We start from the raw sequence: 21790 nt of genomic DNA, 5'->3' as shown, positions 1-21790 counted from the left end.
ACCAAACGGTGACGCAACTGGGGTGAAACGATGTTGCTGCTACACCCGCAGTCTTGAATCACTGTGCGTTGTTTGGGCAAGGTAAATAAGAAGACTTTTGGTTGAATCGTCCTTGAAAGCAAGTCTGGTAAATGCCATGCGTATAGCACTGTGCTGCGAGACCACCGTCAGCGCTTGTTTGTTGCACCACGGGTGTCACAACTGTGATCGGGAAGGTTTCTTCCGTAACCAGGCTCAATAACTGAATCAGTTTCCACGCTGTCTAGCGAATCTGTATCCGTAATCCAGCATACTGCGTTTCTGCTGTCATAAGTTGTTCACGCCCCACCAGCCACTTCAGGTTGTGAAACAAGGGGGCAGGCGGCATGGCCAAACGCCTATTCAGAATGGGAAGTGCCAGTAAAGGGAATGGTGGGTTATCAATTTTACACCTTGTGGCCATTTCAGATAGCGATCATCAACACAGTGCCGGAAACCTGTTCCAATCGAGAATTCGACGCTTTAAAACTTGATTCAGGTCATTCAGAAGCATGTTAATGCACATGCTAAAGCCCGCTCAAAACATCTTTAACTCTGCACCCACGGCAGTCCGTCCGCCTTCCAGCCGGAAATTTTACCCCGCTGGCCGTTTTCATCTTTATCCCCCTCAAAGCCTTCTAAAATGTTGTAACAGTCAGTAAAACCGATCTGACTGGCCATTATAGCGGCTTGGTTCGAGCGTGAGCCGCTGCGGCAGATGAACAACACAGGCAGTTTTTTATCGACCTGCCCCACCACTTGATCGAGGAAACCAGGATTGGGTTGCATACCGGGATATGAACGCAACTCGATTTCCGTTGCACCGGGAATGCGCCCGACCCAGTCCAGTTCAGCACGGGAACGTACATCCACCAATTGTGCTTGGGCAGATTCTTGTAAGACGCGATAAGCTTCAATGGGAAGTAATGCACCCTTGTAGGGAAGCTCCATTTCTTCGGCGCGTTGTTGCGCCTTTTCCAGTATAGCTGCGGCTGTTTCCATAAAATAATCCTGGTGATGTTAATAAAAATGATCCGTTGATTACCTTTATAATAGACGTAATGCCAACCTCGCACTCATTTTTTGTATTTCCCAATATTATAGCTGCTTCATGGAAAAAATTCGTTTATCTAAACTGATGTCCGAACAAGGCATATGCTCGCGCCGGGAAGCAGACCGTTATATCGAGCTGGGCTGGGTGTTTGTCGATGGCGTACAGATTTCCGAGCTGGGAACAAAAATTTTTCCTACGCAGAAAATCAAACTGAACAGAGCGGCACAATCGCAGCAGACCAGTTTGGTTACGCTAATACTCAACAAGCCCATCGGTTATGTTTCGGGACAGCCGGAACCAGGCTACCGGCCCGCCGTTGTGTTGATCAAACCGGAAAACCAGTTTATCAATCCGCAATCCGCCAAGCGCTTTCAACCTGCGCATTTGAAAAATCTTGCGCCAGCCGGACGATTGGATATTGATTCTCAGGGCCTGCTGATCCTGACGCAGGATGGCCGTATTGCGAAACAATTGATCGGTGCGGACTCTGACATTGAAAAAGAATATCTGGTACGGGTCGAAGGCGCTTTGCCGAAAGATAAGCTGGCGTTGCTGAATCATGGGCTAAGTCTGGACGGCAAAGCGTTAAAACCGGCGCAAGTGAGCTGGCAAAATCAAAATCAACTGCGCTTTATCCTACAGGAAGGCAAGAAACGCCAGATCCGCCGCATGTGCGAGCTGGTGAATCTGAAAGTAACCGGCTTGAAACGGGTGCGTATCGGCAACATTGGATTGCGGGATTTACCGGAAGGAAAGTGGCGTTATTTGCAAGATGGTGAGAATTTTTAGTATGGTATTTTAGCCCTCACCATAATTTCTAAAAATCTCATCAATACATTTCTTGCGAGGAGAGGCGATGGACGAATCAAAAATGATTTCCTCGGTAAAACAGCAATATGAGGCATTGCCATATCCTCCCAGAAACCCGGAAGATGAAAAAATCCGTTTGTTGCGCACAGTGGGCGATTCACTGAGTGAGTTGAATCATTGCTGTTTCAAGGGACAAAGAAATTTTAATCAGAATTTCCGTTGCCTGGTCGCAGGCGGGGGAACAGGAGACAGTGTCATTAATCTGGCTGAACAATTGCGCGAGACTTCGGCGGAAATCGTTTATCTGGATATGTCGGCGGCATCGCGCCGTATTGCCGAACAGCGTGCCGCAGCTCGCGGATTGAACAATATCACCTGGTTGACCGAATCCTTATTATCCATCCCGGAACTGGACATCGGACAGTTTGATTACATTAACTGCTCAGGAGTATTACATCACTTAAGCGATCCTCAGGAAGGCGCGCACGCGATCACAAGTGCTTTGAAGGACGATGGTGCCATTTATCTGATGTTGTATGCCGAGTATGGCAGGCACTCCATTTATTTATTCCAGACTTTATTGCGCGAGATGATTCCGCAATCTATGAGCATTCCGGAAAAAGTGATCCTGGCGCGCCGCATTATCGGCGCTTTGCCTATTCATCATGCCTTTATCAAAGATTTGGATAAATGGGCCAATGAGATTACTGCCGCTGGCTACGGAGACTCAGGCTTGTATGATTTACTGCTGCATAGCGTTGACCGGTGTTATAACGTCAATGAAGTCTATGCACTTGCCGCGGCGGCAGAATTAAAGCTGGTGACCTTTCTTGGGCCGAATAAACGGTTTTACGATCCGACTCAACTGGTCGCCGATCAAAGTATTCGGCTGTTGTGGCGTGAAAAAAGTATCCAAGAGCAACAGTCCATTGCAGAAAAACTGTTTTCCAATCATATCAAGCATCAATTTTACCTCTCTCGACAAGCGTCTTGTACGGCTTCTATGGACGATGAAGACAATGCGATTATTCTTGAGCACGAGCTTGCGAATCAAAATATGGCCATCCATGACGCGATAAAACCAGAAGAAACGCTCAGTATTACTTTTACGATTAACAATGAAAAAACGGTTTTTCAGTTAATGGGCAATAAAGTTAATAAAGCTTGCTTCCAGTATATGGATGGAAAAACGCCCATTAGCAGTATTATTCGAAAAGTAAAAATGAAGTGTGGCGCCAGTGAGCAAAAAATCAGATTGGAATTGCGATCCATTTTTGAAGATCTTTATCCCATGGGTTGCATCTATCTTCAACGGCCATAAATCGTATGTTCGCCCATGTATCAGCGTTTACACGTTGTCCTTAAAATCCCTTCGCACCAACTTTTGTATTATTACGAAGGCGGGGTCGACGTCGTTGTAGCAAAAACAACCGATGGGCGCATCATCCGTTTTCCCGCCAATATTTTGCGTTCAGTAGTACAAAGTCATGGCGTGTATGGCACGTTTGAATTGGTTTTCGATGAAAATCATAAATTTGTGTCCATCAGCCGCATCGGCGATCACCGCTAATCTACGCCGGATTGGCTTTCATTGCCGGATGACGTAGGTTAAACTCTCTATCTATCAATTTTTACCTATCAAACAAAGATTAAACCCATGGCTCAATATGTAATGTCTATGCTCCGCGTGAGCAAAATGGTTCCTCCCAAGCGTCAAATTATCAAAGATATTTCGCTCAGCTTTTTTCCCGGCGCAAAGATCGGCTTGCTCGGCTTGAATGGCTCCGGCAAATCCACCGTGCTGCGTATCATGGCCGGTGTGGATAAGGAATTTGACGGTGAGGTGCAGCGTCAGCCCAACATCCGCATCGGTTATTTACCGCAAGAACCGCAACTGAATCCTGAGCACACCGTGCGCCAGGAGGTGGAAGAAGCCTTGGGCGAGGTGATGCAGGCACAGAAAAAGCTGGACGAAGTGTATGCCGCTTATGCCGAAGAAGGTGCCGACTTTGACGCATTGGCAACCGAACAGGCGCGGCTGGAAGCCATTCTGGCAACTGCCGGCAGCGATACCTCAAACCAGATGGAGATAGCCGCCGATGCACTGCGTTTACCCCCCTGGGATGCGGTAACCAAAAATCTTTCCGGCGGTGAAAAACGACGCGTCGCGCTGTGCAAGTTGTTACTGGAAAAACCGGATATGTTATTGCTGGACGAGCCGACCAACCATCTGGATGCCGAATCGGTGGAATGGCTGGAGCAATTCCTGGTGCGTTTTCCCGGTACCGTGGTGGCCGTGACCCACGACCGCTACTTCCTGGACAACGCAGCGGAATGGATACTGGAACTTGACCGCGGTCACGGCATCCCGTGGAAAGGTAATTATTCCAACTGGCTGGAACAGAAAGAAGCGCGGCTGGAGCAGGAAAACAAGCAGATCGATGAACATATGAAATCGATGAAGAAAGAGCTGGAGTGGGTGCGACAAAATCCGAAAGGACGCCAAGCGAAATCCAAAGCACGACTCGCTCGCTTTGAAGAACTAAATTCGCAAGAATATCAGAAACGCAATGAAACCCAGGAAATTTTCATTCCCGTCGGCGAGCGCCTGGGTAACGAAGTGATTGAGTTTAACGGCGTCTCCAAATCCTTTGGCGACCGCTTGCTGATCGACAATCTCAGCTTCATCGTGCCGCCGGGCGCGATTGTCGGCATTATCGGCCCGAACGGCGCGGGTAAATCCACCCTGTTCAAACTGATTACCGGCAAAGAACAACCGGATTCCGGTGAAGTTAAAATCGGTCACACGGTCCAGATAGCGCACGTCGATCAAGCACGTGATTCCCTGCAAAACGACAAGACCGTGTTCGATGCCATTTCCGGCGGCAACGATCTCCTGGTCGTGGGCAAATACACGACCCCGGCACGTGCTTATCTGGGACGTTTTAACTTCAAAGGCGGCGATCAACAAAAAATCATCGGACAACTGTCCGGCGGAGAACGCGGCCGCCTACACCTGGCACAAACACTGATTTCCGGTGGAAACGTGCTGCTACTCGATGAACCCTCTAACGATCTCGACGTGGAAACGCTGCGCGCGCTGGAAGATGCGCTACTGGAATTTGCCGGTTGCGTACTGGTCATCTCGCACGATCGCTGGTTCCTCGACCGCATCGCCACGCACATCCTCGCCGCCGAAGGCGAATCGCAATGGACCTTCTTCAACGGTAACTATCAAGAGTACGAAGCCGACAAGAAAAAACGCCTGGGTGAGGAAGGTGCGAAACCGAAACGGATACGGTATAAGCCGATTAGCCGGTAACGGGTATCAAATTGCTGAGTTCTTTTATCAAGGGAGGTGAACGATATGTTGGCAATAAAGCAGGAGGTACTGAAAGTGATTAATCAGTTGCCTGAGTATGCTGACATGGATGAAATCATGTACCGGCTTTATGTACTCGATAAGATTAAAAAAGGACAAGAAGCCGTCGCACAAGCTGAAACGCTGACAAGCGAACAACTTAAACGGGAAATTGATGCGTGGTAATCTGATTTGATGATAGATGAAGTAACTATGTATAGCAAAAGAGGATGATCATGCTTGCAATTAGATTACCTGAAAAAATTGAGCATCGTCTGGCTGATCTGGCTGCTAAAACCGGGCGCACTAAAACCTATTATGTGCGCAAAGCGATTCTTTAGCATCTCGATGAATTAGAAGAAAAGTACTTGGCTGTGGATCGCCTTGAAAAATCGGGGGAGCGTTGGACCCTAGATGATGTGGAGAAAGGTATTGATCTGGAAGGTTGAGTTTGGTCTTAGTTGTGCGAACTTGTATTCATGATTTTCGATCCCAATAATTATTACTAAAATGCCAGTGTTTATGTAAATGCGCCTTGAGGAGGAAAAAATGGGAGGAATTCCTCGTCCCAAGCCATGTTTCTTGGATGGTTGCGAAGTAATTAAAGTGATTGGCAATAAAAAGGTATGGTCGAATAAGGAAAGAACTCGCTTCTTTACGTGGGATAGTTTGCACGGTGAAATTGAAGTATTTGATAGTATAGGTAGACATCTCGGTGTGTTAAATGCGATTACTGGTGACTTAATTAAAGATGCAATTCGTGGGAGAAAACTCGATGTCTAATTTTATTGACGATTGTCTTAATGGAAATGCACTTCTTTCTGACATTGATTCCGTCGTAGACCAATGGCACAAAGGGAAGATTAAGAGTGATATTAGTCTGCGAGAAGCTCTTGGGATGACAAAAGAGGAGTATGTGTTGTGGATGAAGGATCCTGAGAACATTAATTTCATCATACATGCTAGGCAGAGAGGTATTCCAGTCGACGCAGCTATTGATGAATTCTTTTCCCTGCCGATGGCTGCTAGAGGTTCAAGCAAAGAGGAAATTAGTGCAATTGTTAAGTGGCTAGAAAATGAACATGGAATCAGCTAGCTCTCCTGTAGAAAAACTAGCTAATCTCATAATCAAGAGGCATAATCTTAAGCCTGGATTTGATATTAAAGAATTTCTTGCTACACAATCCGATTTAAGATTTGGAGAAATTCCAAATGGAGTTGATGGAATATCCATTAATTTAAAATCTAAAGATAAGCAACCTGTCGTTATTATTTCTACAAATCTACCCTTTGTTCGGCAGAAATTTACAATGGCTCATGAACTTGGGCATATTGTTATCCCTTGGCATATCGGCACCATTTTTTCTCATACTGATGAGAACCATTCATACGCTAATCGTTTATATCGTAACTGCGAAGTTGAGGCTAACAAATTTGCGGCAGAGTTATTAATGCCTTCACAATGGGTGAAATCGCTGCTAAGTACTCAGCATCCAGCAGATGCTCTGGAAACTATTCGGAAAATTGCGGGTACGTCACACATCGCCACCTTTTATAAAATAGGCTCAAAAATTTCAACTGAATATATTGGTATTCTTACAAATTCCCATGAGAAGGTAATAAGCGCGATATCCAATAATCCACGTCTCAAAATGCATGAAAAGGATAAATCAATTAATGAGCAGGCAATTTTCAGAAACGCATCAGAAATTAGATCATCAACGCATGCACAAAATAAGTTTTTCTGGCTTAAGTATCCTAAAGATGTTGTTCTTCCAACAGAAAACGATTCCAGGAGTTGGAGGGAAATTCTTTACCCCATAATTGAAGAGCTAAAGCTAGATAAGAAACTAGGGCAAAGTATCTCAGGTTGCATATCCTATCTCAATAAACCTGGTGTTAAACGTAATGAATTCTTTCTAAAAGCTCGTCAGCGTATAGCAAGCAGCAATAATTTCTTTGAGCTGTCAAAACATCCAGATTTTGAATTGTTCTTGATAAAAAGAATTGACGAACTGATAAGCAGGAGAAAGTAAGTCATCTTATTGAAATCAAACGAAGTGTGAATTAAATCGAATCACTTTCACAAATCACCTTATCGCTTCTCGCAATACTATAGCAACCTTTTTTATACCGCTTCCGCAGCCAGTGGCAATTCAATCCAAAATGTTGAGTCTTCTGAAGTGACCTAACTAATAACAGAAAAATTTAGGATCATAAGCCACTACTTATTTCAGCGAAAACTCCGCCCAACTCCCTTTCTTCTGATCGCTGTTTTCCGTTTCATCGATACCCACGACAAAAATACGTTCGCTGGAAATTTCACCTTTTTCAACCAGCCAATTGCGTGCGGCGCTGGCGCGGTTTTCTGCCAGTGCTTGCAAGTCATTGTCCGTGATTACGGTATGCGCGAGTATGAGCTGTTCCATTTCAGCGCTGGGAAGGCTTCTAGCCAGGCCGATCGCATTTTTGGGTTTTTCAAAAGTTTCTTTTTTGTAAACGATTTCAAGGTATTTGCTATATTCTTCCGGGGTTAATGTCATATCCGTTATGGCGCCGCTGGCGATGCCTTTTTTGGCGTCATCGGCTAATTTCTGCGCTTTCACTTTGTTTTGCAGGATGGCAAGCTTCAGTCCTTCATAGTCTTCAGCCGGATCAACGTGACCGGAAATTTCCAGTTGCAGTGATGGGCGGTCTTTTAGAATCTCGGATAAGGTTTGCAGGCGTTGTAATGCTTCCGCTTCGATATCGGCAAAACCGGGAGTAAAGGAAATCTTGGATAATTCTTCGCCGCCTTCAAATACGGAACTCAGTAATGTAAAAGGTGAGGTGATCGCTTTAGTGATCAGATTAGTGAATGCAGTGAAAATGACATCTCCGAGGTTAAATTGGGGATCATTAATAGATCCTTTGAGCGGCAGATGGAGATTAATTTCACCGCGGCTGTTTTTAAGCAGCGTAATCGCCAGGCTGAGCGGAAGAGACACGGCATCTTCACTGTCGACTTTATCGCCCAGGGTAAATTGATCCAGAAAGATTTTGTTGTCTGCTGTTAACGCACCATTCTCGATCTGGTAATTCACATCGGCTGACAATTTTCCCTTCTCAATCGCGTAACCGATATATTTTCCAGAATAAGGGCTAAACGGCGGCAGATCGATATCTTTAACTTTTGCAACGATATCCAGCAGCAGTTCGGCACTGAACGGATCTATCGTTCCACTAATTTGCAGCGGCGCTGTTTTGCTGACCATGCCGTGTATGTCTATTTTCCCGGATTTGCCGGGATACAATGGGCCGACCAGGCCCGAGAGTTCGGTCAAATTTGCGCGGTAATTCGGCTTAATAAACCGGTCATTGAAATTGATATTGCCATTCTTCAGGAAAATCTTGTCGATATGAACGGGCGTCTCGCCTTTTGAAGCAGCCGGGCTGTTACCGCTGGGTGCAACGGCGGCAACGGCAATGCCAGGTTCTGCCGTTTTGTCAGATTGAATAATTTGCTTGAGATTGAGGCTGCCATCCGGAAGAATCGTCATGCGCGCAAAGAAATCACTCAAATTTATTGTGCTGATATCCAGCAGCAACGGTTCATTGACAAAGTTTAGATGACTGATATCCAGCTTCTTCCAGCGCAGCAAATCATAAGCATTTTTGCTATCAAAGATATTGAAGTTGGCGAGCTTCCCTTGCCCGTTTGCCTGAATTTTCAGTGGACTGCCACTGGCTTTGAGATTTCCGGTAAAGGAAATGTCGCCACTAGTGAGAAGCGCCGTCAGCCTGTCGCCTAACCAGCCTTGTAAAGACACCAGATCAACCGCGTCAAGATTTAGCATTAAATCAGCCGAAAGAGGCGCCCAGGCCAGCGAGCCATTGGCTTTAAAGTTGCCATGTTGGTTAACCTGAGCCTGCAGCACCAGATTCAACGGATTGACACCATCCAGATCAATGTTTTCCAGAGTTAAATCCAGTGAATCGACAATCATCGGTGAAATTTTTGTCAGTGTGAGATCTTCATAGCGCAGCGCGGCTGCTTTGAGTTGAATGCTTTTGATCTGCGGCACCCAAGACTTATTGTCTGCGCGTGCCGGTGCGGGCAATCCCGGCTCTTTTTCAGCCATTTTAATCCCGGCACTGGCATGCCCCGGTTTTCTGGCAGGAATAGGAATGCGTGCTTGAACTTGGATCTGAGGCTCCGCCGGATTCTGAGCTTCCAGGGAATTAAACAATCGGGTTAAATCAATCGTGCCGCTGACATCTCGACGCAACGTGGCGCTCAAACGATCCAGCGTGATATTGCCTAATGCAATCCGCTGTGCCGCTGTATTGACCGTGATGGAATCGATAGCCAGCTTTGCCAGCGCTAATGCCGGTTCGTTCTCGCCGTCACGCGTGATGGCGACTTGATCCATTGCCAGCTTGACTTGCGATGGTTTTTTACCGGTCAGATCGGCTTGTGTCAAATCGACTTTCAGTTTCTTAAGATCGGCCTGATACGGTGCGGCGACTGCGCTATTTTTGATTGCAATTTGGCGAAATGTGGTGGCACCGGTTAAGGTAATGTCTGGTGCTTTCGTGGGTTCCTGGGTAAATGTGAGCTGCAGATCGCTGTCGAAATAACCTGAAAGCAGATGAATTCCCTTTGGCAGATCCGCATATTGATCAAACTGGGTTAAATCAATATTACCGAGTTTAACAGCCAGCGTTGCTTCCTGATTTGCCGCAAAAGGACGCAATTTGCCATCGAGTGAAAAAGGCGCGCCGTTAATCTTTGCGCTGAATTGCGGTTCTATCCAATCGGCCGGGCCGCTATTGAAATTGGCGACAACCGGAATACCCAGATTTATTTCGTTAATTATGTGCTCAGCATTTTTGTATCGATCAATAAATTCAAAGCGGCCACCCTCTATACGGATATTGCTGATAGAAAATTGACCGGGTTGATCACTTGCGGCTTTTTCTTCATCCGCGGGTTGGCCGAGTTTTTCCAGCAAATCGGAAATATTCAGTTGCTCCTTGCTTTCCCGGACCAGGCGCAAATGCGGATCTGTCAGTGTGATTGCTGTTAGGACAGGCGCACGCTGCTTGAGTGATTCAATACTCAGATCGACAGACAGCTTGCTGAAAGAAAAAAGCGTAGCACCTTTTTTATCGGAGGCAATTTTCTCATCGACACGAAAACCCAGTACGATCAACTCGAGCGTACGCGGTTTTATTTCAATGGATGTCATGGTGACAGGGCGTTGCAGGACTTCGGAAAGGCGAATCTCGAGTTGAGATTTGGCATAACCCGGCAACCAAAATGTAATCAGCGCCCCCACTATGACGATTAGGGCCGCAATCACGCCGAGACTGATAATCAGACGTTTGTATCGAATAAAACGTGGCTGTATGGTCGAAGTCATAGCGGTCCCTGTCAATTTCTACAACGGGTTAGCGAAGCGCTTAAAACATTTTAAATGATGGTACGTTGTTTTTTTACAGAAAATTTAGAACCAAAAAACGAATTGAGCTATTCAGAAGCAGCAGCGTGGTCAACCGAATAGCTCAATGGATAAAATTCACCTGAAAACTGGTAAATGATAGATTTTTAATAGTGTGAACTCTCTTTCAGGCCGATTAATTCAACATCAAAAATCAAGGTTGCATCCGGTGGAATAATATTGCCCGCACCGCGTGCGCCATAAGCCATGGATGGCGGAATAATCAACGTGCGTTGGCCGCCCACCTTCATCCCGACGACGCCTTTGTCCCAGCCTTTAATCACGCGTCCTGCACCGAGCATGAATGAAAAATGTTCTTTACGGTCATAGGAGCTGTCAAACTTTGGACCTTTTTTGTCCGAAGCGCTTTCATCATAAAGCCAGCCGGTATAATGAACATTGACAGTTTTTCCAATTTCCGCTTCCTCTCCGGCACCGACTTTGACATCGATTTTCTTAAACGCTGATTCATCAGCAGCGGCATGTTCTTTATAAGAGAAGGCTGTCTGGGGCAGCAGTGCCAACGCCAGCAAGATGATACTTAAATTAAGCAGTGTTTTCATTTTATGCATGGTTTCCTCAAGAAAAAAGTTAAATCCGGTTAATTCCAACAATTAACTCTCAGGTATTATAACTGGTAACATCCGTTCTTTATCAACGGCTGTTCGAATTGATCGTTTCTACATAAGTTTGGTCATAAAAACTTTAAAAGCATAATTCTTTTGATTTTACAGCACGAATTCTTGAATACATCAAACAATGCAGGAATCTGAACAACGTGAAACAAACCAGGATCAGCAGCAGACAGTAGATCAGCAAATGGCTGATTTATTATGCCTGCACGACTCACCGTTGGTACGCGCCCTGTATCTGGGAGCCGGTTTTTTGGCATTGTTGCTGGGTGTATTAGGGGCATTTTTACCGGTATTACCTACGACACCCTTTGTGCTTCTGGCCGCAGCTTGTTTTGCCCGCGGCTCTGAGTACTTTCATCGTAAATTACTGGAAAATCGAATCGCCGGTCCAATTATTCGCGACTGGTGCATTTATCACAGCATTCCGCGCCGCGCCAAACGTTGGGCTTATTTATTGATGGCATTGTCATTTGGCAGCTCTATTTTAATAGTGCCCGAACTATGGCAAAAGATCATGCTGGTTATGATTGGCAGTATATTGGCCTTCTATATCTGGCGTGTTCCGGTGCGAGATTCTCTAACTGTCCGTTGAAAAACTATCTACATTGCCGCTGTGGTGTTACAAACAATCTCAATTGGTACTTTTCAGTCTCAACAGATAAAGTCGAAGCGATCACATGTGTTGCTGATGAAAAATGCTAAAATATTCCAATGAACGAAGAAGAAAAAACATCCGATTTTGACTTTGACCTATGGTCTAAAATGGCTCAGGAGGAGCCTGAGAAATTTGAGCTCATGCGTCAACAATTGATTGATGATTTGATAGCGCAAGCACCTGAGCATTTCAAACCGCGGATGATTGGCTTGCAGTGGCAGGTCGATCAAGTTCGCAAACAAGCCATTAATCCAATGGCTACCTGCTCACAAATTTCGCGGAAAATGTGGAACAATGTGCTTGGCGAAAATGGATTGCTCAATGCGCTCCAAGAACCCAAAAAGATACTCAGCACCTTAGAAAAGGCGCCCGCCGGTAAAATTCTATCGTTTGAACGGCCTAAATCCGGTAAGTAAAACCGGCTTGAGGCTCTCCTTTTAGCCAGCGCACCTTTCAGTTTTAGTATCTATTGTAGTAGTCTGGATTTATATAGGAAAATTTCATGCACATAACACGTCGCGCCAGTAACCTAACCCTGCTAACGATAAGCTGCCTATTTCTTTTTAGTAACACCAAGGTAATCGCCGCGGATACCGCGGAACAACTGAGTATACTCAAAGAACAAAAATCCGTCGCAGTGACCATATACAACGATGACCTAGCACTGATTAAGGATTTACGACAAGTGTCCTTGGTCAGCGGTGATTTTAATTTGGCATGGCGCGATGTCAGTGCGCAAATGCGGCCAGAAACTGCACTGCTGCGCAGTATTACCAATCCAGGCAGTATTGAAGTATTGGAGCAAAACTTTAACTTTGATTTGCTCACCCCGCAAAGTTTATTGAACAAATACATTGGGCAAACGGTGACGGTCGTTAAAAACAATCCGGCTACTGGCGTTGAAAGCAAAGAAAGCGCCATCGTACTTTCAGCCAGCAACGGCGTAGTACTTAGAATGGCCGATCGCATTGAAACGGGCATGCCTGGCCGCATTACCTTTGATAATGTACCGAGCAATTTGCGTGATCGCCCTACACTGGTGATTGGCGGGGACAATAGTGGTAAAGCTGCGCAAGATTTAGAGTTGAGTTACTTAACAGGCGGCTTATCCTGGAAAGCGGATTATGTCGCAGAACTGAATGATAAAGATGATCAATTGGATTTATCCGGCTGGGTAACATTGACCAACACTAGCGGCACCAGTTATCCCAATGCAAAACTACAACTAGTGGCCGGCGATATTAATCGGGTGCAGCGAGAATTTGCCCCACCCAAAGCACTGAGAGCCAAGATAATGGCTGATGCCGCTGCAGCGCCAATGCGTGAAGAAGCGTTGATGGAATATCATTTATATAGTCTGGATCGATTAACAACCATCGCCGAAAACCAAAACAAACAAGTCGCACTCCTCAATGCTTCCGGTGTGCCTGCAAACAAAGAACTTGTGCTGGCAGGTAGTGATTACTATTATGCAGCCAGCTATGGTGATCTGGGGCAAAAAATGAAAGTGGATGTATTCGTGCAGTTTGATAATAAAGAATCGGCCCAATTAGGCATGCCGTTGCCTAAAGGCATCATACGCGTGTACAAGCGTGATAAAACCGGCAATGCGCAGTTTGTCGGTGAAGATCACATAGACCACACTGCTAAAAACGAGACTGTGCGCCTGAAACTGGGCAAATCGTTTGATGTGACTGCGGATAAAAAACAAACCGAGTTTAAACAATTAAGTACCGGCGGTGCCAATGGCATTAATCGCTTTGAAAGCGCCTATGAAATCACACTTAAAAACGCCAAAAAGGAAATGACCACAGTCGTTGTGCAAGAACCGATACCCGGTGATTGGAAAATAGTCGATGAAAGCCAGCCGCACAGCAAACCCACCAGCAACACAGCTATGTGGAAAGTGGACGTACCTGCCGAAGGTTCCATCACACTCAAATATCGCGTGCAGGTGAAGTACTGATTGCTACCGAAGTTTGGTTATACTGTTTGAAATTTACGAGAACAGTAAACAACACTTTAACAAAGAGACGTCATCGCAAAGTAGCCTTGTTTTCAAAATGATCAATATTCTTATTCATTCCGAAAAACCTGATCAGAATAACACCGGCAATCCCGCCTGCCGCATCAATAAAGAAATCGGTGATAAGTGGGGATCGTCCGTCAATATAGAGTTGTGCCATCTCAGTGCCACCAGCCAGCATCAGAATAATAGCCACCACCTGGATAGCAGGATCCTTTGTCATCATTAAACACAGGACCAAGCCAAATAAGAAAAAGAAGCAGAAATGCCAGACCTTGGATAAATCCCATGGAATGGCGGTTTTAAATGATTCGCTTTCTGCATCAATCTGAATTTTGATTTCGTCGGAAACCTGGTTTTTCAAATCACCTGGCAGAGATATCCCGACGATAATGACAATGAAGGTAGTTAGTAACAATGCGCGGAAGAAGACAGTTTTCCCGCGGATGAAAAGACATGAGCCCGCCAGCAGCAGAAAAAAAGCACCCCATGCAAAAAGAATAGTATCTCTTGCCCCGATATACGCCTGATTCACATGGACAGGATAGACCTGTAAATTTTTTATCTGAAATGATCCGGTCGATTGATTTAATTGTGCAAGCAATCGGATGTTTTTGGTTTCCGGGGAAATGGTAAAAGCTGTGCGATAATGTTTCCAATCAGCGGTTCCATCCAGAGCAACAACCGTATGCGGTAGATCCCACTGGTCTTTTTCCCCGTCGTTCTGTGCCAGAATAATCCTGGCCAAGTTCCAGGGTTTCTCGCCTGTCACTACATTCGTACATTTCACATCAGCGGATACCAGTAAAGTAGTGCCCGAATTAACCAGCGGAAGATCTTGCTGAGTGCTGGCGCTTGTTTTTGCATCATTGGCTAATAGGGTCAATCCGTTTTCCGTGATGTTGACCCGGTTGCTTTCTGATGTTTTGAGTTGCCAATGAGCAGTTAAAAGGTCAGGCCCAGTCTGCTCGTACTGGTTAATCCTTGTATGGGAAATTAGGGTTGCAGCGGCTAACAAAATAAAAAGAAAGCAATTTATTTTAAACAAAGGCATGATCAGATACCGGTGCGTAGCAATATCAAAACCTCAGTGAAGTGTCCGAGGTTAGGAGATATGAACACTATTTTCAACTGGTGCGCTGTATGGATCAATCCCTTTTCCATTTACTCTTATGCCTCATTTCTACGCCCAAAGGCAAGGTTATTTTCAAAGTTTTCTCGTTTTCCTATCTTCCTAGCAGGCTGTTGAAAACGTATTCGAGACAGTCGATGCAAGACAAAAATAGGCGAAAGAGTGCAGTTTATGCTTAATAAATGAGCATTTTTAGCCTGTTTTTAACGCCAAAGTAGCAATGTAGATAGTTTTTCAATGGTCTGCTAGAAATATTGAACCATCAAGGTGATATACCCAGCGGCAAAAATAACCAGAGCAATAATAACAAGCTTCTTCATCGAATTAATCCCTTTCAGTTAAGTATCGAATTAGTCATTGATGTTTTAATAGAGCCTCTGAAAATCTCACCTCTGTCATTCCGAACGAAGTGAGGAATCTTATGGAATCTAAAACAGAGATTTCTCGTTATACTCGAAATAACAGTTATTCAGAGACTCCTAAGGAGCCTAAGTAAAACGCATCCAATGCGTTGCCGTCAAGTGCCTTTGTGCAGTCTTATCGGGGAGGGGTTACCGAATTCAAGCGCGGAGTGAATCATTTCATGCCATATTTTGTATTTATCTTCGAAAGACAATTGGGCATTGGCAGGGCTTGTGGAAGGCAAACGAGTAAATCTCAGCGAGTCCAAGTTGTTTTTTGGTAAGACATGGCGCTTAAAACAAACTTCCGCTTTCCCGCCGTTAAAAAATACATGGGTAATTTCTCTGTGTTTAGGGAAAAAAGATTGAAAGTCATTGATTGTTTGCGTATCTGCTTCAATACTTGAATCCAGGCTTCCTATACGATGACAGGATCTGAGCACATCCCATAAAGCTATCTGCGATGATTTTAGCGCCGTAATTTTCTCTGCGTACGATATATCCGGATTGAATTGCAGCAATTGCGCCATGATCGGCCAGAAGGCGTTGCGGGGATGTGCATAATATTGATTCGCCGCTAATGAAGCCTGTCCCGGCATGCTGCCAAGTATCAGAATTTTCGTATGGTTGTCGACGATAGGTTGAAAACTATAGAGGATCGACATGCTGCAGGTAGATTATTTGAGATGATCCACGTAGTAATGCCGAATGGCGTTGTATTGCTGATCCAGCTCATAAACCAATGGCCGACCGGTGGCCAGTGATAATTTCATAACCTGTCTGGGGGTAAGGTGATCCAATCGCATCATTAACGTGCGCAGGGTATTTTTGTGGGAAACAATGAGTATTCGCCTCCCTTGTTGTATTTCCGGTTGGATGGTCTCCTTCCAGTAAGGCTGAAAGCGCGCGAGGGTTTGTTGCATGCTCTCTCCCAAAGGCAGTTCATCTTTATTAATACCGGTGTAACCGGGTTGATTCCCGGGGAAACGCGGATCTTGAGAATCCAGATACGGCGGTGTCGCATCAAATTTTATTTGGCAGCCCAGGATGGGCCAGATACCAAATTTCTTGATGGCTTGCCAACGCGCCATGCCTTCCAATGCGCCATAATGACGCTCATTTAATCGCCAGCTTTCATGAACCGGTATTTCATTCAACTGCATCGAAGCCAAAACGATCTGTGATGTGGTTCTCGCGCGTTGCAATGTAGAGGAAAAACACAGATCAAATGTAAAGTCTGCCTGCTTCAGCAAATAGGCGGCCTGTTCAGCTTCTTTTTCACCCTTGGGACTCAAGGCGACATCACTCCAACCGGTAAAAATCTTATCGCGATTCCAGACACTTTGGCCATGGCGCAGCAGGACAAGTTGCGTGACCTTTTTCTGCGCATTTGCTGGTGAAGTAATGGCTCGAAGCATTACGGTTATTGGCGTTGGGTAGTATCCGACACGGATGATGATTCATTCCAGATGCGCCTGAGTGCATCCCATAAACCGCTACGTATGGTTTTAATGTATTGCGAATTATCGGTCAAACCATTGACCAAACGGCGTTGTGCTTTGCCCAGATTATGATAGGGCATACTCATGAATAGATGATGCGTGGCATGGTAACGCAACCCGACGGGCGCCCAGAGCGGGGTGATCAGAAAATTGCCGGGTATGTTGATTGAGTCCAGATACTGCTCCGCCAGTGTCATTTTGCGGTCACCGGGATTACGATAGGCATGGGCAGCCAGCGTACGCAGTGAATTGAGGAAGTAAACGGTTACAGAAATCAGATACCAGAGTACCAACAGCGAATAAGGTAGTATGCCCAGCACAACCAGCGTAATGGTAACCGCACCAAGCAGACAGGCAGCGATTTCCTGCTGGCGCCAGTTCAAATCATTGCGAATCGCATCTGCAGCGCGCCGGTAGTTGGGGTCAATCGTGAGTGACGAAGCGCGCTCCCAAACGATCTTGCGCAATGGTGGAATCAAGTAGCACAAGGGTGTCATCAAAACGAAGCGCAATAACAGAAAAATCGGCAATAAAAAGGAGAATAAGACATAAGCAACCATTTCCGCGGGTTTGTGCGTTGCGAAGGGCAGGTATTCGCCATCTGCGCTGGTGCCATAGATATCCGGCTTATGATGATCATTATGCACACCGTCATAGGTAAACGACGGGATCAAGAACGGAATGCCGCAGAGGATATTCCACGCCAGACGGAAGTTCTTAAATGAGCTTTTCTTCAAATGCGCCAGTTCATGCACAAAAACAGCCGAGCGATACAACGCCAGCACCGCCACCACAAATCCGCCCAGTTGCCAGAGCGAAAACGCGGGTGACAACAATGCGGTGAAAAAAGCAGTCCAGCCCAAGGTGATATGAAACAGAAAATCAGTCCAATAAATCCATGGATTCGGCGTCATCAGGTCGCGCACCAGATGGTGGGCTTCACGGAGCGGGAATTCTTTAATGTAGGGTGGTTTTTCTTCGATCACTTGGCGTCTCGTATTGTTTCACTTAAGACCAGCAGGATTGAATGTAATTCATAATACGCTGATTGATCGCCGCATCGGTTTTGTTGATTTGCCCCAGGTTCGGTATGGCTGGCCAACCTGCATCGATAAATTCCATATCCGCAAACTGCCTGGGCTGTGCATAACGCGGAATAACGTGAAAATGAACATCCGGATCGACCATCATCAGCATCAAATAATTGATTTTGTCATTCTGGAAGGCTTTTGCCAGCGCGGATTCAATCTGCCCGGTGATGGTATAGAGCTCGGTAAAACTCGCCGAACTGAGTTGTGAGAAGGCTTCGGCAGGTTCATGCGCCGCCAAAACCAGCGCACCGAGAGTCGCCTGCGCCGGGCGCAGCATCACCGACCAATATTGATATTGCCGGATTATCGTCTGCGGCGCGCCAAACTTGCGCATGGTGGCATTCAGGCTTGCGGATTCCGATGTCGCTGGTTTGTTCATGATGGACTTTCATCAAAGATGATGCCAGCTTTAGCCAAGTCTTCAATAAAATCGATTTCACACCAGCGAAAGCCTTTGACGGAACAGGAATTCACCAGATGCTGCTTGGCAAGCCGATCAATAATCGACAAATACCATGATTTCAATTCTGCCGGATGACGCAATGCCGATTCGATGGCTTGACTGAAGCGCTCTGGACCCTGTTCGCGAAAGTAAATCAAGCCAATGGATTCCGCATCCACCTGATGCGGGGGAATTATTTTGCTGACCTGTTTCACCCAGCCGTCCGGATCCAATTGCACTTTCATATCGTCGGCATCGTAAGCGTTTTTATAGTCCACGCTGAGTGTAATGGGCGCCGGTTTTGAATTCAAGACCTGCGCGATGAGCGCGGCTTCGATCACGGTATCACCGTTAAGTATCAGAAAATCGCCCGTCATCACACCGCGCGCAATCCAGCAACTCGCCAGATTATCCGCCACTTCAAAAAACGGATTGAACAGTATTTTAATCTTAGGGTGACTCGCATAACGCTGTTGTAACAGCGTTTCAATCAAACCCACCTGAAAACCCGCGACAATCGTGATTTCTTCAATGCCCACCGCCAGCAACGCATCGATCTGCCACGCCAGCACGGGTTTATCGGCAACCGGCAACAGGCACTTCGGCGTACTTTCGGTCAGCGGCAGCAACCGCCGTCCCTGCCCTGCGCTGAGAATGATGGCCTTGGTGTGTCTGGCCGGTCGTGTGATTGGATTATTCGTCATAGATGGATTGATTATAGGGCACTTTAGATGGAAAAACTGCTGATCTGCCGTAATTCTGCAACAATGCGTTGGATTGCGCGCAGAAAATCTTCGACTTGCTCACGGGTGTTGCTCCTTCCCAAGCTGATGCGCACCGCACAGCGCGCGAGCATCGGATCAATCTGCATCGCACTCAGTACATGACTCTGCCCCGGATTGACGCTGGAACAAGCCGCACCCGCAGCAACAGCAAAACCAGCTTTATCCAGCTTAACCACCAGCGTGTCGCCTTCGATATCCGGCAACGCAAAATAACACGTGTTCGGGATGCGCGCAGCCCCGGCGCCAAAAATCACCGCTCCCATGCCAACCAGCCCTTTTTCCAGATGATCCCGCAGCTGCGAAATAGGCTGCGCGGTTTCTGCCAAGCGGGATCGGGCTAATTCACAAGCCACACCAAAACCCACAATCGCGGGCACATTCTCAGTGCCGGAACGCAACCCGTTTTCATGCCCGCCGCCATAAATCAGCGGTTTTAATAACAACCGCTTATCCACGATCAAAGCTGCCGCGCCTTTGGGGCCATAAATCTTGTGTGCCGACAACGTCATCGCATGCACTTTCAGCGCCGAAAAATCTACCGGGATTTTTCCCAATCCCTGGATGGCATCGGTATGAACATTGGCTCCGTGCGAGCGTGCCAGCTCAGCAATACCCTCGACATCCTGAATCACGCCGGTTTCATTATTCGCCAGCATCACCGAAACCAGACCCGGCTTATGTTCATTCATTGCCGCACCAGCAGCATCCAAATCAACCTGCCCCGATGGATTCACCGCTAATTGATGCACCGCCCACGGATCACAATTGCGGCGTGCCAGCGCAAGCGCCGGTTTCAACACACAAGGATGCTCGATGGCGCTAATGAAGAGATTCCCCGGTTTCAAACTATCCGCCGCGCCGCGAATAAACAGGTTATTGGCTTCCGAACCGCCGCTGGTAAAAATCACCTGCACCGGCTGCACCCCCACCGCATCCGCCACCTGCTTGCGCGCCTTATCAATCGCCCGCCGGGCGGTAATGCCATAACCATGGCGGCTGGAGGCGTTGCCGTATTCCTGCTGAAAATACGGCAACATGGCTTCCAGCACGGCATCGTCGACGCGCGTGGTGGCGTTGTGGTCGAAGTAGGTTGGCTCCATAAATCTCGTGTGCGATCAATCGATAAAGATCGTATGATAAACCTTAATAGACCGTGTGAAACACGTTTTCGAGGACGCCGATGCAAGGCCAAAAACAAAAGGCAAGTTAACAACAGCGAGGACATCTCTTACTGCAAAATGTTTTGCATCTTCAAACATGGGATTAGAAATTGTAACGGCGCGAACAGAAAATCTAATCTCTGCTCGCTCTATGGTTTCCGTATTGTTAATGAATGACGTTGAATCTCTTGTGTAGGTGCATTTTTAAAATCTGATAACGATGATGTTTTTCTTAATTTTCGGTCGGATATTTGATTTCTACTTTCATACGACCAAAGCAGTTATATCAAGATGCGCCCCCATTCAGCGAGTTGACGCTATTGGTATGTGTTTTACATGAATATTGTTTCAATAACCCAATATTCATATTCTTGAAGATTGCGCGCCTTAAGACCTAGCTTTGCTGCATCTGCATTGGCTCGCTGAATAGCATAATACGCTTGATCAAATGCACTAAATTCGAGAACTTCTCCATCTCGCTTATCGTGATGTTTCAATCTATTGCGATGGTAATTCCATTCATTAAATGCTTCTTTTTTGGTTCTCTCTCCAGCATATGCCCAACCCGTGTTTGCGCGCACTTCCTCAATGTATTTCCATGTATCTTCAGCGGCTGAAGTCTCACCTCGCTGGTCCAGTAAACCAGCAAGTATGCTATCTGCTGCACCGGCTAATGTAATGACTGAAATTCGTTTACCAGACATAAATAAATCGATGGCATCTTCAAGCTGAAGCATTGCAATTTCAGATTTCGTTAAGGCTACATTTTCTTCGAAGCTGAGCTTAGATTCAGCAGGCTTGTTTTCGATTTTCTCTTTTGAAAAAGTTAAATCCAAACTGACATCCAACCATCCAAAGCAGGACCGAAAGTCATTTAGAATTTCGATATCTTTCTTTTTCTTTGATTCATCTATAAAAGTTACCCCATCTCCTTCTGGGAATGGGCTTGCCCAGTAGCCGAGATTCCTTATCTCTTCTAAAGAGCGAATAATTTCAGAGTAAAAATTCGGAGCTTCTTCAGTATTCCAAAGCAGGTTTCCCGTGTAACGATCTCTTGGAGGCTTCAGTGTGGCTTTCATTTTATTCGGTGCTTGTTTCTTGATTCACATAACGCAAAGCTAATTTGCGAGCTACAAGGTAAAGTGGACCCCGCAGTCAAGACAATAATAGATTGAATTTAAGAGGGCACCCTATTCATGCAGCGGAACGGCGCTGCCCCGATTTTTTGTTTTTAT

The 21790-nt window shown here is 46.2% G+C and carries 23 protein-coding genes; 12 read left to right on the top strand and 11 right to left on the bottom strand.

Annotated elements, in window-relative coordinates; genetic code table 11:
- Positions 1–567: 567 nt before the first annotated feature.
- Positions 568–1020 carry a rhodanese-like domain-containing protein gene (locus tag ACH10T_RS02305; RefSeq protein ID WP_394807723.1) on the bottom strand — a complete coding sequence of 151 codons (453 nt, stop codon included), beginning with the start codon at positions 1018–1020 and terminating at the stop codon, positions 568–570.
- Positions 1021–1129: 109 nt separating this feature from the next.
- On the opposite strand from ACH10T_RS02305, the gene ACH10T_RS02300 reads away from it, so the two are divergent.
- From ACH10T_RS02300 to ACH10T_RS02260, 9 genes are all read left to right on the top strand, one after another.
- A complete protein-coding gene (locus ACH10T_RS02300) occupies positions 1130–1861 on the top strand; it encodes a pseudouridine synthase (RefSeq protein ID WP_394807722.1) in 732 nt (243 codons plus the stop codon).
- Between the two features lie 67 nt (positions 1862–1928).
- Positions 1929–3203: a class I SAM-dependent methyltransferase gene (locus ACH10T_RS02295; protein WP_394807721.1), complete on the top strand. Its 1275-nt coding sequence runs from the start codon at positions 1929–1931 to the stop codon at positions 3201–3203.
- A gap of 15 nt (positions 3204–3218) precedes the next feature.
- The gene (locus tag ACH10T_RS02290) at positions 3219–3452 is read left to right on the top strand and encodes a DUF2835 domain-containing protein (protein ID WP_394807720.1); all 234 of its coding nucleotides are present in this window, start codon (positions 3219–3221) and stop codon (positions 3450–3452) included.
- Positions 3453–3539: 87 nt separating this feature from the next.
- The gene (gene ettA / locus ACH10T_RS02285) at positions 3540–5204 is read left to right on the top strand and encodes an energy-dependent translational throttle protein EttA (RefSeq protein WP_394807719.1); all 1665 of its coding nucleotides are present in this window, start codon (positions 3540–3542) and stop codon (positions 5202–5204) included.
- A 45-nt stretch (positions 5205–5249) separates the two neighbouring features.
- The gene (locus ACH10T_RS02280) at positions 5250–5429 is read left to right on the top strand and encodes a hypothetical protein (protein WP_394807718.1); all 180 of its coding nucleotides are present in this window, start codon (positions 5250–5252) and stop codon (positions 5427–5429) included.
- 50 nt (positions 5430–5479) lie between these two features.
- Positions 5480–5584, top strand: coding sequence for a TraY domain-containing protein (locus ACH10T_RS02275; RefSeq protein ID WP_394807717.1), 105 nt, complete (start codon positions 5480–5482; stop codon positions 5582–5584).
- Between the two features lie 208 nt (positions 5585–5792).
- Positions 5793–6026, top strand: a complete 234-nt coding sequence (locus ACH10T_RS02270; protein WP_394807716.1) for a colicin E3/pyocin S6 family cytotoxin — start codon at positions 5793–5795, stop codon at positions 6024–6026.
- The gene (locus ACH10T_RS02265; protein ID WP_394807715.1) at positions 6019–6339 is read left to right on the top strand and encodes a hypothetical protein; all 321 of its coding nucleotides are present in this window, start codon (positions 6019–6021) and stop codon (positions 6337–6339) included. Before ACH10T_RS02270 ends, ACH10T_RS02265 begins: the two co-directional genes overlap by 8 nt.
- Entirely contained in the window at positions 6326–7279 is a 954-nt protein-coding gene (locus tag ACH10T_RS02260; RefSeq protein ID WP_394807714.1) for an ImmA/IrrE family metallo-endopeptidase, read from the top strand. Before ACH10T_RS02265 ends, ACH10T_RS02260 begins: the two co-directional genes overlap by 14 nt.
- A 192-nt stretch (positions 7280–7471) precedes the next feature.
- Here the strand turns inward: ACH10T_RS02260 and ACH10T_RS02255 are convergent, their stop codons facing one another.
- Both ACH10T_RS02255 and ACH10T_RS02250 read right to left on the bottom strand, forming a co-directional pair.
- Positions 7472–10648: a DUF748 domain-containing protein gene (locus ACH10T_RS02255; RefSeq protein WP_394807713.1), complete on the bottom strand. Its 3177-nt coding sequence runs from the start codon at positions 10646–10648 to the stop codon at positions 7472–7474.
- A gap of 185 nt (positions 10649–10833) precedes the next feature.
- Positions 10834–11298, bottom strand: a complete 465-nt coding sequence (locus ACH10T_RS02250) for an FKBP-type peptidyl-prolyl cis-trans isomerase (protein ID WP_394807724.1) — start codon at positions 11296–11298, stop codon at positions 10834–10836.
- Between the two features lie 187 nt (positions 11299–11485).
- On the opposite strand from ACH10T_RS02250, the gene ACH10T_RS02245 reads away from it, so the two are divergent.
- The 3 genes from ACH10T_RS02245 (at position 11486) to ACH10T_RS02235 (ending at position 13982) form a co-directional block, all read left to right on the top strand.
- Positions 11486–11953, top strand: a complete 468-nt coding sequence (locus ACH10T_RS02245) for a YbaN family protein (RefSeq protein WP_394807712.1) — start codon at positions 11486–11488, stop codon at positions 11951–11953.
- A gap of 119 nt (positions 11954–12072) precedes the next feature.
- Complete coding sequence (locus tag ACH10T_RS02240) at positions 12073–12432, top strand: DUF3135 domain-containing protein (RefSeq protein ID WP_394807711.1); 360 nt, start codon at positions 12073–12075, stop codon at positions 12430–12432.
- 86 nt (positions 12433–12518) lie between these two features.
- Positions 12519–13982 (top strand): DUF4139 domain-containing protein, encoded by a 1464-nt coding sequence (locus tag ACH10T_RS02235; protein ID WP_394807710.1) that lies wholly within the window; start codon positions 12519–12521, stop codon positions 13980–13982.
- Positions 13983–14052: 70 nt separating this feature from the next.
- Here ACH10T_RS02235 and ACH10T_RS02230 read toward each other — a convergent pair whose 3' ends face one another.
- The 8 genes from ACH10T_RS02230 to ACH10T_RS02195 all read right to left on the bottom strand — a co-directional run bounded on the left by ACH10T_RS02230 (position 14053) and on the right by ACH10T_RS02195 (position 21634).
- Entirely contained in the window at positions 14053–14928 is an 876-nt protein-coding gene (locus tag ACH10T_RS02230; RefSeq protein WP_394807709.1) for a VanZ family protein, read from the bottom strand.
- A gap of 763 nt (positions 14929–15691) precedes the next feature.
- On the bottom strand, positions 15692–16240 hold the full coding sequence (locus ACH10T_RS02225; RefSeq protein ID WP_394807708.1) for a DNA-deoxyinosine glycosylase: 549 nt from the start codon (positions 16238–16240) through the stop codon (positions 15692–15694).
- Positions 16241–16252: 12 nt separating this feature from the next.
- Positions 16253–16993 carry a 2,3-diphosphoglycerate-dependent phosphoglycerate mutase gene (locus ACH10T_RS02220; protein ID WP_394807707.1) on the bottom strand — a complete coding sequence of 247 codons (741 nt, stop codon included), beginning with the start codon at positions 16991–16993 and terminating at the stop codon, positions 16253–16255.
- Positions 16994–16998: 5 nt separating this feature from the next.
- A complete protein-coding gene (locus ACH10T_RS02215) occupies positions 16999–18063 on the bottom strand; it encodes a fatty acid desaturase (protein WP_394807706.1) in 1065 nt (354 codons plus the stop codon).
- A 22-nt stretch (positions 18064–18085) separates the two neighbouring features.
- Positions 18086–18547: an HIT family protein gene (locus ACH10T_RS02210; RefSeq protein ID WP_394807705.1), complete on the bottom strand. Its 462-nt coding sequence runs from the start codon at positions 18545–18547 to the stop codon at positions 18086–18088.
- On the bottom strand, positions 18544–19314 hold the full coding sequence (locus tag ACH10T_RS02205) for a sugar phosphate nucleotidyltransferase (RefSeq protein ID WP_394807704.1): 771 nt from the start codon (positions 19312–19314) through the stop codon (positions 18544–18546). Before ACH10T_RS02205 ends, ACH10T_RS02210 begins: the two co-directional genes overlap by 4 nt.
- 23 nt (positions 19315–19337) lie before the next feature.
- A complete protein-coding gene (locus tag ACH10T_RS02200) occupies positions 19338–20495 on the bottom strand; it encodes a cysteine desulfurase family protein (RefSeq protein ID WP_394807703.1) in 1158 nt (385 codons plus the stop codon).
- Between the two features lie 392 nt (positions 20496–20887).
- Positions 20888–21634, bottom strand: coding sequence for a hypothetical protein (locus ACH10T_RS02195; RefSeq protein WP_394807702.1), 747 nt, complete (start codon positions 21632–21634; stop codon positions 20888–20890).
- Positions 21635–21790: the final 156 nt, after the last annotated feature.

The sequence above is a fragment of the Nitrosomonas sp. genome (genome assembly GCF_043753625.1).
In the GTDB taxonomy this organism is placed as follows: Bacteria; Pseudomonadota; Gammaproteobacteria; order Burkholderiales; family Nitrosomonadaceae; genus Nitrosomonas.
Note: the sequence above shows the minus strand (reverse complement) of the source record. Positions and strands in the feature narration are given on the sequence as shown.

Excerpts from the sequence above, each read along its gene's own strand:
- ACH10T_RS02280 (WP_394807718.1), top strand. The coding sequence starts at position 5,250 with ATGTTGGCAATAAAGCAGGAGGTACTGAAAGTGATTAATCAGTTGCCT.
- ACH10T_RS02270 (WP_394807716.1), top strand. The coding sequence starts at position 5,793 with ATGGGAGGAATTCCTCGTCCCAAGCCATGTTTCTTGGATGGTTGCGAA.
- ACH10T_RS02260 (WP_394807714.1), top strand. The coding sequence starts at position 6,326 with ATGGAATCAGCTAGCTCTCCTGTAGAAAAACTAGCTAATCTCATAATC.
- ACH10T_RS02210 (WP_394807705.1), bottom strand. The coding sequence starts at position 18,547 with ATGAACAAACCAGCGACATCGGAATCCGCAAGCCTGAATGCCACCATG.
- ACH10T_RS02250 (WP_394807724.1), bottom strand. The coding sequence starts at position 11,298 with ATGCATAAAATGAAAACACTGCTTAATTTAAGTATCATCTTGCTGGCG.
- ACH10T_RS02220 (WP_394807707.1), bottom strand. The coding sequence starts at position 16,993 with ATGCTTCGAGCCATTACTTCACCAGCAAATGCGCAGAAAAAGGTCACG.
- ACH10T_RS02225 (WP_394807708.1), bottom strand. The coding sequence starts at position 16,240 with ATGTCGATCCTCTATAGTTTTCAACCTATCGTCGACAACCATACGAAA.
- ACH10T_RS02305 (WP_394807723.1), bottom strand. The coding sequence starts at position 1,020 with ATGGAAACAGCCGCAGCTATACTGGAAAAGGCGCAACAACGCGCCGAA.
- ACH10T_RS02265 (WP_394807715.1), top strand. The coding sequence starts at position 6,019 with ATGTCTAATTTTATTGACGATTGTCTTAATGGAAATGCACTTCTTTCT.
- ACH10T_RS02295 (WP_394807721.1), top strand. The coding sequence starts at position 1,929 with ATGGACGAATCAAAAATGATTTCCTCGGTAAAACAGCAATATGAGGCA.
- ACH10T_RS02290 (WP_394807720.1), top strand. The coding sequence starts at position 3,219 with ATGTATCAGCGTTTACACGTTGTCCTTAAAATCCCTTCGCACCAACTT.
- ACH10T_RS02235 (WP_394807710.1), top strand. The coding sequence starts at position 12,519 with ATGCACATAACACGTCGCGCCAGTAACCTAACCCTGCTAACGATAAGC.
- ACH10T_RS02275 (WP_394807717.1), top strand. The coding sequence starts at position 5,480 with ATGCTTGCAATTAGATTACCTGAAAAAATTGAGCATCGTCTGGCTGAT.
- ACH10T_RS02245 (WP_394807712.1), top strand. The coding sequence starts at position 11,486 with ATGCAGGAATCTGAACAACGTGAAACAAACCAGGATCAGCAGCAGACA.
- ACH10T_RS02200 (WP_394807703.1), bottom strand. The coding sequence starts at position 20,495 with ATGGAGCCAACCTACTTCGACCACAACGCCACCACGCGCGTCGACGAT.
- ACH10T_RS02300 (WP_394807722.1), top strand. The coding sequence starts at position 1,130 with ATGGAAAAAATTCGTTTATCTAAACTGATGTCCGAACAAGGCATATGC.
- ACH10T_RS02195 (WP_394807702.1), bottom strand. The coding sequence starts at position 21,634 with ATGAAAGCCACACTGAAGCCTCCAAGAGATCGTTACACGGGAAACCTG.
- ettA (WP_394807719.1), top strand. The coding sequence starts at position 3,540 with ATGGCTCAATATGTAATGTCTATGCTCCGCGTGAGCAAAATGGTTCCT.
- ACH10T_RS02255 (WP_394807713.1), bottom strand. The coding sequence starts at position 10,648 with ATGACTTCGACCATACAGCCACGTTTTATTCGATACAAACGTCTGATT.
- ACH10T_RS02240 (WP_394807711.1), top strand. The coding sequence starts at position 12,073 with ATGAACGAAGAAGAAAAAACATCCGATTTTGACTTTGACCTATGGTCT.
- ACH10T_RS02205 (WP_394807704.1), bottom strand. The coding sequence starts at position 19,314 with ATGACGAATAATCCAATCACACGACCGGCCAGACACACCAAGGCCATC.